Source organism: Streptomyces sp. NPDC037083, from assembly GCF_055606485.1.
Genome location: NZ_JBVJSQ010000008.1, coordinates 254,700 through 265,593, shown reverse-complemented (window position 1 = coordinate 265,593; position 10,894 = coordinate 254,700). Strand labels below are relative to the sequence as shown.

Genomic DNA, 10,894 nt, shown 5'->3' with positions numbered 1-10,894 from the left:
GCGCGGCCCGCCTACGCCTCGGCCGGCCGGCGCATGTGCGCGAAGTACTCGTACTGGCTGGGCAGTTCGTCCTGGGCGCGGCGGGCCTGGGCGGCCAGACGCTCGAACTCGGCCTTGGCGGCGCCGCCGTCGAGCAGGTCGATCACCGCGCGCGGACGCGTCTGGATGCCGCCGAGACCCAGCAGCAGCGCGACGTACGAGTAGGGCTCGAACCCGTGGTAGTACGGGTAGACGCTCTCGGCGTCCGGCAGCTTGGACCGCCAGAGCTCGATGCGCTCGGCCAGCCGGCCGGGCAGTTCCCGCTCCTTGGTCGCCCGCCAGTAGGCGTTGTCCGTGCGCGCCGCCGCGTAGTAGTGGAACGCCAGGAACTCGGCGATCCCGTCGATGCACCGGCCGACCACCTGGTTGTAGTGCTCGACCAGCTTGGGGTCGGTGTGCTCGCCGGGAAAGTGCTTCACCAGCTGTTCGATGCCGTGCTGGATGAAGAAGATCCCGGTCGACTCCAGCGGCTCGACGAAGCCGCTGGCCAGACCGATCGCCACGCAGTTGCCCACCCAGGAGTTGCGGGTACGACCGATCCGCATCCGGATGTGGTTGGCCTCCAGGTCGGCCGCGGCCGGGCCGTGGGCCTCGCGCAGCGCCTTCTCCGCCTCCTCGGGCGAGCAGTAGTCCGACGCGTACACGTAGCCGGTGCCGACCCGGCCGAAGAGCGGGATGGTCCACATCCAGCCGGCGTCCATCGCGGTGGCCTTGGTGTAGGGCGCGATGCCGTCCCGCTCGATGTCGGCCGGGACCCGCAGCGCGACGGCCCTGTCGTTGGGCAGGTACTTCTGGAAGGACGTGAAGGGCTCTTCCAGCGCCTTGTTGATCAGCAGTCCGCGGAACCCGGTGCAGTCGATGTAGAGGTCGGCCTCCACCGTCCCGTGCTCCTCGGTGACCAGCCCGGCGATGCCGCGCTCGTCGCGCCTGACGTCGACGATCGAGTCGACCACGCGCTTCACGCCGCGCGCCGTCGTCCTCTTCATCAGGTAGTCGGCGAGCAGAGCGGCGTCGAAGTGGTACGCGTACGGGTACTGGGTGTCCTGCTCGGCGAGGGTGGTCCGAGTCCCCGCTCCGAGGGCCTCGTCGTCCGCGTCGAACAGCCGTCCGTCCAGGGAGTACGGAGCGCGCTTGGTGTCGCAAAGGTTCGCGATGACGAAGCAGTCGCGGTCGAAGCGCTCGGAGGGCGGGTTGTGCAGCCACCACTCGGGAAGCGGGTAGCCGTCGACCTTCGTGAAGCGCTCGAAGGGGTGGTAGAAGTCATGGCCCGGGTGGCGCCAGTTCTCGAAGCGGATGCCCAGCTTGTACGTGGCGTTGCAGGCCGGCATCCAGTCCCGCTCCTCCAGCCCGATGTAGCTGAAGAAGTGCCGGATGGTGCTGAACGTGGCTTCGCCGACGCCGATGGTGGAGATCGCTCCCGACTCCACCACGGTGATGGAGACCTGGTCTCCGAAGCTCGTCTGCAGGTAGGCGGCGGTCATCCAGCCGGCGGTCCCGCCGCCGGCGATCACTACGGTCTTCTTCATCGTTCGAGGTCCTCCGGTATTTCGAAGTTCAGTTCCTCGCGGCAGAACCGCTCCCACTGCGCACCGCCGCGGTCCCACAGGACGCTCCGGGCGGGGGCCAGCGGGTCGTGGACGACCGTCAGGTCGTCCCACAGGTAGACGACCGTGTCGTCGGCCGGGCGATCGGCGCCGTCCGGCTCCGGCCAGTCGGCGAACCGACGCAGCCGGGCGAGGGGGTAGGCCCTGCAGTAGCCGCGGCCGGGCCGCCCGGCAGGCCTGCGGTGTTCCTCTTCAGCGGTCACCCGCGCGCTCCCATCTCCTCGGGCGCAGCCTCCGGCGGCGCCGCGGCGCTCATCTCCGCTTCCGCGTTCCGCAGCCGCGGGTTGCCGTAGTTGCCCGCCACCACCAGCAGGAAGGCGGCGCCGAGCACCATCAGCAGCAGCCCGATCCCCCGGCCGTCGCCGACCCCGATGACCTGGCCGACGCCGTCGGCGAGCGCCCCGTCCGGCTCGAGCAGCGGATCGAACACGCCCACCAGGGGGCCGGCCGCCAGGTAGGCGACGGGCAGGCTCGACCACGCCACGAACCGGTTGAGGGCGAACACCCTGCCCTGCATGGAGTCGGGCACGTACGTCCGGATGATCGTGGCGGTGCAGCCGCGGATGAACTGGATGCTGAACAGGCAGCCGAAGAGCCCGAGACCGATCAGCACCGCGTTCGGGCGCAGGCCGGCGAGGAACAGGCACAACGCCTGCGCGACCCCGAACAGCAGGACACCGGCGACACGGTTCTTCGGTCCGCCCCACGCGGCCATCGCCGCACCGCCCAGGAAGATCCCGAGTCCGCCGGCGGAGAAGGTCGCGCCCAGGACGGCCGCGTCGGCGAAGCTCAGCACGAGCGGGGTGACCACGATCTGGGTGAGGCCCACCGAGAAGCTGACGAAGGACCCGAAGAGGAACAGGTAGAGGAATCCCCGGTGCTTGAGCATGTAGGCCCAGCCGTCCGCCATGTCGCTCCAGAGCGACGGCTTCCCGGTGTCCTCCTCGCGCTCGACCGGCGGGAAGACGACCACGAGCAGGGCCAGTACGCCGATGACGTACGAGATCAGGTCGATCAGCAGCACGCCGTTCAGGCCGACGGCGGCCATCAGGACACCGGCGATCAGCGGCGGCGCCACCATCCCGACGTTCTCCGCGGTCTGGACGAGGCCGCTGGCCCGGCCGAGGTGCTGCTTGGGCACCATCTGGCTGACGGACGCGTAGTAGGCCGGGTCCCGGAACGCCCCGCACACGGCGAGGAAGGTCACGCCGACGTAGATCTGCCAGACCTCCAGGCTGCCGCTGTGCCGGAGCACCATCAGCAGGCCGATGACCGCCGCCGAGGCCGAGTTGCTCGCCAGCATCATCACGCGCCGGTCCCAGCGGTCGGCCAGGGCGCCGGCGAACGGCGAGAGCACGATGGCGGGAACCATCGCGAACACCAGCACCAGCGCGAACTCACTGGTCGACCCGGTCCGCTGGTAGACGAACACGCCGAGTGCGAAGTCGATGAGCCCGGTGCCGAGCGCCGAGATGAACTGACTGATCCAGACGGTCAGGAACACGCGTTTCGGATCACTTGTCTTGATGAGCGCCACTGCTGCTAACTCTTCCTGTCGTGGGGTCCCACGGGCCGGTCCGGCGCCGTCCGAGCGCCTCCGACCAGCTCCCGCAGGCCGGAGGCCCAGCCCTCCAGAAGCCGTTCGGCCGTCGAGGTGTGGAACTGGGTGCGCCGGTAGCACACCTCCAGCTGAAGCCGATCGCCGACGATCATGGCGTCGAGCTGCAGCGCGTACGGGGTCACGGCAGCGGGATCGATGTCCGGTACCTGTCCGGCGACCGAGCGGCCGAGCAGCGGGTGTTCGTGGGCTCCCGGATCGACCTGCCCCGCGTACGAGAACAGGACGTCCGCACTGGGCAGGTCCGCCAGCTGCTTCCTGATCTGCTCGTCCTCGCTCAGGAAGCGCAGCAGGTTGTCGCCCGCGCCGTGGGCGGAGGACCAGTCGCGCAGTTGCCGGCCGACCGCGGGAATCAGCTCCGCCAGTTCCCGGCGGCCGCCGGTCTCGAACAGCACCGGCACGTTGAGGACCATCCAGCCGACGGTCCGCGAGAGGTCCACCCCGTCGACGAACGGCTCGCGCCCGTGGTTGACGACGTCGAACAGGAACCGCTCCTGTCCGCTCCAGCCGGCCAGGCTCCGGGTCGCGGCGGCCAGCAGCAGGACGTCCACCGAGGTGTGCTCCCCGGACACGGCGCGCTCGCGCAGCAGACCGGTCTCTTCCGCGCCGAACACCTCGAGCACCGAGTGGGTGAGCACACCGGTTGCCGCGGCCGTCGGAACGTCTCTCGGCAGTGGTTCCACCTCGGCGCGCGCACCGGCCAGCCAGCGCGGCAGCTCGGCCCGGACCTCGGGCGACTGCGCGTACTCGTGCAGCCGCCGGGCCCAGGTCAGCGCCGACGTGGTCACCGGTGTCAGCCTCACCCGATCGCCGCTGAGCGCCTGGTGGTAGGCGTCCTGCAGATCGTCCAGGAGGAAGCGCCAGGACATGCCGTCGATCGCCAGGTGATGGAAGATCACCAGCAGTTGCGGCGGCCGCCGCGGACCGAACTCGAACAGTGCGAACCGGACCAGCCGGCCGTCCTCGGGGCTCATGCCGACATGCAGGGCGCGCTCGTGCTCGGCCAGCGCGGTCTGCCAGTGCTCCTCCGCCGTGGCCCCGAGGTCCACCCGTTCGAACGGGATGTCCGCGGGCGCCCCCGGGTCGGTCTGCAGCCAGTCGGCGCCGCTCCGGACGAAGCGGGTGCGCAGCGACGGATGATGCGCGAGGAGCGCCGCGACGGCCTGCCGCAGGGCGTCCGCGTCCACATCGGCGGGCAGCTCGAAGCGCTGGGACTGGTTGAAGTGGTTCGGCTGCTCCAGACCGAGCCGGAAGAACCATGCCTGGAGCGGCAACAGCGGCGCGGGGCCCGCCACTTCGGGAACCTCGTGCCCCTGCTCGAGCACGGTGGCCACGGCGGCCAGCGCCGCGACGGTCTGGTGCTGGAACACCTGGCGCAGGGTCAGCCGCAGCCCCGCCCGGTTCGCCTTGGCGATCAGCTGGACGGCGAGCATCGAGTCGCCGCCGCTGAAGAAGTTGCAGTCCACGCCGACGGACGGACGGCCCAGGACGGCGGCGAAGACCTCCGCCAGGCGACGCTCGGTGTCGGTCCTCGGCGGCGGGCCCTCGTCCGGCGTCCGGTCGGAGTGGGCGGGTGCGGCCGCCCGGGTGCGGTCCTGCACGGCCTGGAGGATCTGGGCCGCGGTGGTGACCCGGCCGGTGGCCGGCCCGACCGGCCGCCGGCCGGACCGGGAGACGCGGGCCGGCCGGGTGGCGGCGGGCTTTCGCCGCCGGACGCCGTCCGTCAGCGCCGTCACCGGGGCCGACACGGTTGCGGCCTGTTCCCTCGGCAGTGCCTGCTCGGGCCGCAGACCCGCCAGGAACGCGTGGACGGCGTCGTTGCGCGGGGTGGGACGGTAGCCGAAGGCGATGTGCTCGCAGCCCCGCTCACGGGCCAGTGCCACCAGCGCCTCCAGGACGCGTTCCTCCACCCCCTTGCCCAGTACCGGGCAGGTCAGCGTCCAAAGGTCCACGCGCAGGGTGTCCCCGTCGGGCGCCGCGCCCACCACTCCGCACAGACCGTGATCGCCGAAGCGGTCACTGGCCCGCACCCCCCACCACACGGCCGGGCCCGCGGTCCCGGCGAAGTCCTCCGCGTCGCGGGGCGCGCCGTCGAGATGGAACTCGGCCACCCGGCGGGTGAGGTCTGCGGCGGCCTCGGTGAGGTCCGGGGTCAGGGGCGTGCACTCGACCTTCAGCCGGAGGCCGGCCAGGAATCCGTCCAGCGTCAGCGCCGGAGCGGCGGCGGCGCCGGTCGCGGTCGCCTCCCGGGGGACGGGCGGGAGCCGGTCCACGAAGCCGCTGCGGTCGACCTCGACCGCCCAGGACTCCCGGTCGGGCGGCAGCAGCAGGGCCGACACCTCGGGCAGTTCCCGCCGGACGGCGTCGGCGCTCTCCGCCGCCGGGGTCAGGAACACGGCGGCGGCCCCGTCGGCCGCCGGGTCGGCCATCAGCGAGCGGAGCTGGTCGACGATCGGGGTGCCGCTGCCGTGGCGGCCGGCGAGCGGCACCGTTCCGGAGAACCGGGCGGCCGTCTCCTCGCCGGTGTTGGACAGCGCGATCGCGGCCCCCGCGCGGGCCGCCTCGGCGAGGTAGGCGTGGAGGTCGGTCTCCGGTCCGGCGCTCCCCCGGTCGCCGCTGGGCGTGCCCGTCTGCTGCGCGGCGCCGTCCAGCGCGGGCCCGTCCAGCACGATCAGCCGCCGGGCGGGGGTGGCGCGGCGCGTCGTCACCAGCCGGCCGATCCGCCGCCCCAGGAGGTCGAAGTACTCCTCGGAGTAGGGGATGCGGGCGGAGGCGAGCAGCGCGGGCCGGTACGCGCGGGCGCTTCCCACGGTGCGCAGCACGACTTCCGCGTCGACCAGGGCGACCCCGTCGCGTCCGGCGAGGCCGCGGCGCACCGCCTCCCGCGCCCGGGCCGCGGTCGCCGTGACGCCGTCGGGGTTTGCGTCGTCCCCCACGCCCGCCGGGCGGAGCCGGGGCGTCTCGGGCAGGACGAAGACCAGCTCCGCCTGCCGGCGCGCGGCCGCGGCGACGCATGCGTCGGCGAGGTGGCGCAGGTCGGCCTCGTAGGCCTCGGCGTCGGTGCCGTCCCAGGGCAGCCCGCGGCCGGCCCACAGCTCCTCCAGCCGCGGGGCGGCCACCATGATGTGCGGAGCGAAGCGCGCGGTGGCGGACTCGTCGTCCAGACACTGCCGTTCGATCTGGTTGAACGGGGCGACCAGGAACTCGGCCCGGACCCCGCCGTCCGCCAGTGCGGTGCCGAGGTAGGGAACGAGGGGGTCGACCGTGTAGCTCGCGAGCAACGCGACGCGCAGGCCGCCCTGCTCCGGTTCGCGCGTCAGCCGCTGCCACCTCAGCCGGGTGCGCAGGCGTTCGGCGTCCGCGCCGCGTCCGGTGTCCGCTGCCGTGGTCACAGGCCTGCCTCCTGCGGCTCGGCGACGGCGGTCCGCAGCGCGGTGAGGAACTGGACGGCCTCGCGGCCGTTGACGGCACGGTGGTCGTACGCCAGTCCCGCGGTGAAGTGCCGGCGCTCGGTCACGGTTCCCTCCTTCAGCACGAGTTCGGTCTGCACCGAGGCGATCGAGACCATCGCGACCTGCGGCGCGAGGATGATCGGCACGGCCATCAGGACGTCGGGGTCGGTGTTGAGCGACACGCTCAACTGGCCGCCGGCGAGGTCGTCCTCGTGGAAGGAGTCGCGGAGGGCCTTGATGCGGAAATCCATCAGGCGGTCCGCGATCTCCACGAGGGTGAGCTTCTCCGCGTCCCTGACCACCGGGACGAACAGGCCCGTGCCGACGTCGATGGTGACGCCGACGCCCGCGCCCGGTCCGGGGGTGGTCAGGTGCTCCCCGTCCTCGAGGTGGCCGAAGAAGACGGGGAAGGAGGACTTCAGTCCGGCGAGCAGCTTGACGACCGCCTCGGGCAGGCCGACCGTCTGCCCGTGCTCGGCGTTGAACTCCCTCAGCCGGTCGAGGAGGGCGTCGCAGGGCACCTTGACCGTCACGAAGGCGTCCGGGACGGTCCGGTGCGCCCGCTCGACCACCCGGGCGATCATCCGCTGGCGCGGAGTCAGGGCGATGCCCTCCTGGCCGGCGTCCGCCTGCACGAGGGCCTCGACGTCGGCCTCTCGCACGATCCGCTTGCCCAGGGCCCGGAGCTGCTCGTCGGTGAGACCGGCCTCGTCGGCGAGGCGCCGGGCCGGCGCCGTCAGGGTGAATCCCGGGCCCTCGGCCGGGGCCCCCACGGGCTCGGCGGCGGAGGGCTCCGGCCGGGCCAGGAGGTGTTCCCGGCGCTCCTGTTCGTCGGCGAAGACGAAGCCGATGGTCTGGCCGACCCGGCACTCCACCCCGACCGGTACCTCGTGGTGCAGGATTCCCCCGCCGTCGCCGTAGATCTCGGCGGCCGCCTTCGAGGTCTCCACGACGGCGACCATGTTCTCCCCGTCGACCGTCCCGCCGTGCGGCACCGACCACTCGGTCAGGCGGCAGGTGTCGTCGTTGCCGTTCAGTCTCGGCACCGTTATCTCGTACATGCCGTCACCCGTCCGCGTACCGCTTCGACGATGTCCTGTGTCTGCACGACCACCCGGCGCTCCAGGTGGCGAGCGGCGGGAATGATGGCGTCCCGCGAGCTGATCGAGCCGACCGGATGTCTGAGGCTGTCCCAGCAGAGGTCCGTGAGGCTTCGGGCGACCTCGGCTCCCCAGGAGCCGCCGGGGGTGCCCTCCTCGACCACCCAGACGTGTTCCGCCCGTGCCACGTCGCTCAGGATCGGCTCCGGGACGAAGGGGTAGAGCTGGGAGCAGACCACGACGGTGACGTCGGTCTCGTCCTCCAGCAGCAGGGTCGCGGCCGCCTCCAGGGCGCGCGAGACCATGCCGCCGCCCGTGATGAGGAGGATCGTTCCGGCGCCGCCCTCCGAGGAGACCCGGGCCCAGTTGCCGTCCTGGTCGGCGAAGTCGTAGCCGAAGAGGTCGCCGACGGGGCCGGGAGTGAGCGAGCGCTCCCCGTACACCGGCTTGGGCTCGAAGAACATGCACGGGCGGCCGTCGTCGAGCACCCGGCGCAGCACGGCCAGCGTGTCGTGCAGCGGCGACAGTTCGTGCAGCACGAGGTCGGGGATGCCGATGAAGTGCTTCTGCAGGCTCTGGCTGTGGGTCGGACCGTAGCCCCGGTTGCCGCCCACGGGGCACCGGACGACGAGCGGGACGTCGAGCCTGCGTCCGTACATCGAGACCGACTTGGCCGAGACGTTGAGGATCTGGTCGAAGCAGAGCGCGGCGAAGTCGCCGAACATGATCTCCACGATGGCCCGGTTGCCGCTGAGAGCGAGGCCGTTGGCCACTCCGACGATGCCGCTCTCGCTGATCGGGGTGGAGATCACCCGGTCGGGGAACTTGGTGGACAGGCCGGCGGTGACCTTGAAGGCGCCGCCGTACGGGTCGAGCACGTCTTCGCCGAGCAGGAAGAGCGTCGGGTCGTCCGCGAAGAGGGTGTGCAGGGCGCCGTTGAGCTCGTCGACGACGCGGTCCGATCTCAGCATGTCACCAACCAGGTAGCGGGTTCACGGGCGACGACCTCGGCGACGGCGGCGTCCACACGGGCGCGTGCCAGGGCGTCCACCGAGGCGAACTGGGCAGGGTGGGCACGCTGGTAGACGGCATGCCAGTCGCGCTCGCGGGCGGCCCGCAGCCACGCCTCGTCGCGTGTGTCGTCGCCCTTGCTGTGCGGGCCCACCCGTACGGTGTCGAACTCGACCACGACAGGCCCGCCGTGCTCGCGCACGCGCCGCAGCAGGGGATCGAGCTCTCGGCGGATCTCCGGGATCTCCTGGGAGGAGATCCCGTGGTAGGCGATGCCGAAGGCGGCCGCCCGTCCCCGGACCGAGCCGGCCATGTGCCGCTCGGTCGGCGTGGTCTGGGCGATGTGGTTGTTCTCCACCACCACTGCCAGCGGCACCTCCCACAGCTTGGCCATGTTGAGGGCCTCGTACACCGAGCCCTCGCCGAAGGTGCCGTCGCCGATGTACACGAGGGCGATGCCCCCGCGCCCCTCACGTGCGAGGCTCAGCGCCGCACCCACGGCGACGGGCAGGCTCTCCCCCTGCACGCCGCTGGAGAAGTACCGGTCACGGTGCAGGTGCTGACTGCCGCCGACGCCGTTGCAGACGCCACCGGCCCGACCCATGATCTCCGCCAGCAGCGGGGCCGGGTCCTCGAACCTGGCCAGGTAGTGGCCGTGCCCGCGGTGGTGGCTGAAGACGTAGTCGTGTTCGGTGAGCAGCGGCTTCAGCGCCACCGGCACGTACTCCTGGCCGAGGCAGGTGTGCGTGGTTCCGTCGATCCTGCCCTGCTCGAACAGTCGCAGCAGCGCCTCCTCGAAGCGTCGGACCGTCAGCAGCAGGTGCAGATCGTCGTCATTCAGCCTCAGTGTCACGGGGCGCCCCCTGATCCGATCCCAACGGCGTGCGGAAGAGCCGGTTGCCGATGACGTCCTCGAGGTACGGCACACCGACGGTGTAGCCGGTGCCTCGCTCCGCGCCGATCATCCGGACCCCCAGCCGCCAGTGCGTCTGCTTCCAGCGCTGGTGCACCTTCTCCAGCTCGTCGGCCGCGGTACGCACCGCCGCGAGTCCGTCCGGGTCCAGCAGCCCGTCCTCGGCCGCCTCCCTCACGGTCGTGGACAGGTCGCTCCAGTCCTCGAGGATCTCCTCCCGCAGCTTCGGAACGGCCTCGAAGGCCGGTGAGTCCAAGCGTTCCCGTGCGGGCTTTCCGCACCGCGCCTCGAAATACTTGTAGCTCTCCGACTGAATGGCACTGGCGCCGTCCGTGAAGACACGGAAAGAGCGGAAGGATTCCACCTGCATCGTGGCGAGGAGAGAGAAGAGGGTACGCGCTTCGGAGAATGTGTCCCGGCACCAGAGAATATTCTGTGCGGCTTCTGTGGGTCTCTTCTCGCGAATAGAGAGAATCGCGTCCGATATCTGCTGCCCCATGGCAGCGAAGGTAACTTCGAAGGATTGCAGTACCCGAATGAACAGGTACTCGTCGTGGATGGTGTGAACCGGCTGCATGGAGAGCGCCAGAACCATCGCTTCTTCAGGTGAGGCACGGCCCCGAATGGCTTGACACAGCCCGCCCACATCGGTCGGAAAGACTGCGCCGGCCGCCTGCATGCGCTCAGCCACCGGGGTCAGCGCGGCCCCGATCAGATGAGCCCGTTTCTCCATGAGCCGTAAGTCCGGCCGCATCTGCGGCAGCTCGTCGTGAGCGCCGGTTCTGGCGCCGTCCTCGAAGGTCCACACGTCTGCCAGGAGCTGACCGACCCACTCGTCCCGTCGGCTGCGCACATCCCGCTGCCCGCAAGGTAGTTGAGTGTTCATCAGCTCGATGGCCAGGTAGCTCTGGTACGAGTACGCGCCGTCCCACTTGTCCAGGACGACCGCGAGGAACCGTTCCAGCAGGAGCCGATCACGGTCGCCGGCGTCCGCCGGGGCGAGCCTGGCCCGCAGCGACGCCAGTTCCCGGAGCAGTCCCTCGGAAGCGAAGTGCTTGCCCCTGGCCCTGAGGTGGGACATCACCGATGTGTAAGGAAAATTTCGCGCAGACCGGGGTTCTCCCCAGTCCGCAAGCGCACGGATTAACTCGGCCGGC

Annotated in this window: 8 protein-coding genes; all 8 read right to left on the bottom strand. The window is 71.1% G+C overall.

Annotated elements, in window-relative coordinates; genetic code table 11:
- Positions 1–11: 11 nt before the first annotated feature.
- The 8 genes from ACZ7DE_RS23020 to ACZ7DE_RS22985 are packed head-to-tail and all read right to left on the bottom strand — an operon-like array spanning position 12 to position 10,818.
- Positions 12–1,565, bottom strand: coding sequence for a tryptophan halogenase family protein (locus ACZ7DE_RS23020; protein WP_470764025.1), 1,554 nt, complete (start codon positions 1,563–1,565; stop codon positions 12–14).
- Positions 1,562–1,846 (bottom strand): hypothetical protein, encoded by a 285-nt coding sequence (locus ACZ7DE_RS23015; RefSeq protein ID WP_470764023.1) that lies wholly within the window; start codon positions 1,844–1,846, stop codon positions 1,562–1,564. The genes ACZ7DE_RS23020 and ACZ7DE_RS23015 overlap by 4 nt, the downstream gene beginning before the upstream one ends.
- Positions 1,843–3,147, bottom strand: a complete 1,305-nt coding sequence (locus ACZ7DE_RS23010) for an MFS transporter (protein WP_470764021.1) — start codon at positions 3,145–3,147, stop codon at positions 1,843–1,845. Before ACZ7DE_RS23010 ends, ACZ7DE_RS23015 begins: the two co-directional genes overlap by 4 nt.
- A 38-nt stretch (positions 3,148–3,185) precedes the next feature.
- Positions 3,186–6,653: a condensation domain-containing protein gene (locus ACZ7DE_RS23005; protein WP_470764020.1), complete on the bottom strand. Its 3,468-nt coding sequence runs from the start codon at positions 6,651–6,653 to the stop codon at positions 3,186–3,188.
- On the bottom strand, positions 6,650–7,774 hold the full coding sequence (locus ACZ7DE_RS23000) for a 2-oxo acid dehydrogenase subunit E2 (protein WP_470764018.1): 1,125 nt from the start codon (positions 7,772–7,774) through the stop codon (positions 6,650–6,652). The genes ACZ7DE_RS23005 and ACZ7DE_RS23000 overlap by 4 nt, the downstream gene beginning before the upstream one ends.
- Positions 7,762–8,784, bottom strand: a complete 1,023-nt coding sequence (locus ACZ7DE_RS22995) for an alpha-ketoacid dehydrogenase subunit beta (RefSeq protein ID WP_470764016.1) — start codon at positions 8,782–8,784, stop codon at positions 7,762–7,764. The genes ACZ7DE_RS23000 and ACZ7DE_RS22995 overlap by 13 nt, the downstream gene beginning before the upstream one ends.
- Positions 8,778–9,677 (bottom strand): thiamine pyrophosphate-dependent dehydrogenase E1 component subunit alpha, encoded by a 900-nt coding sequence (locus ACZ7DE_RS22990; protein WP_470764015.1) that lies wholly within the window; start codon positions 9,675–9,677, stop codon positions 8,778–8,780. Before ACZ7DE_RS22990 ends, ACZ7DE_RS22995 begins: the two co-directional genes overlap by 7 nt.
- On the bottom strand, positions 9,658–10,818 hold the full coding sequence (locus ACZ7DE_RS22985) for a tryptophan 2,3-dioxygenase (protein ID WP_470764013.1): 1,161 nt from the start codon (positions 10,816–10,818) through the stop codon (positions 9,658–9,660). Before ACZ7DE_RS22985 ends, ACZ7DE_RS22990 begins: the two co-directional genes overlap by 20 nt.
- Positions 10,819–10,894: the final 76 nt, after the last annotated feature.

Excerpts from the sequence above, each read along its gene's own strand:
- ACZ7DE_RS23000 (WP_470764018.1), bottom strand. The coding sequence starts at position 7,774 with ATGTACGAGATAACGGTGCCGAGACTGAACGGCAACGACGACACCTGC.
- ACZ7DE_RS23020 (WP_470764025.1), bottom strand. The coding sequence starts at position 1,565 with ATGAAGAAGACCGTAGTGATCGCCGGCGGCGGGACCGCCGGCTGGATG.
- ACZ7DE_RS22985 (WP_470764013.1), bottom strand. The coding sequence starts at position 10,818 with ATGTCCCACCTCAGGGCCAGGGGCAAGCACTTCGCTTCCGAGGGACTG.
- ACZ7DE_RS22995 (WP_470764016.1), bottom strand. The coding sequence starts at position 8,784 with ATGCTGAGATCGGACCGCGTCGTCGACGAGCTCAACGGCGCCCTGCAC.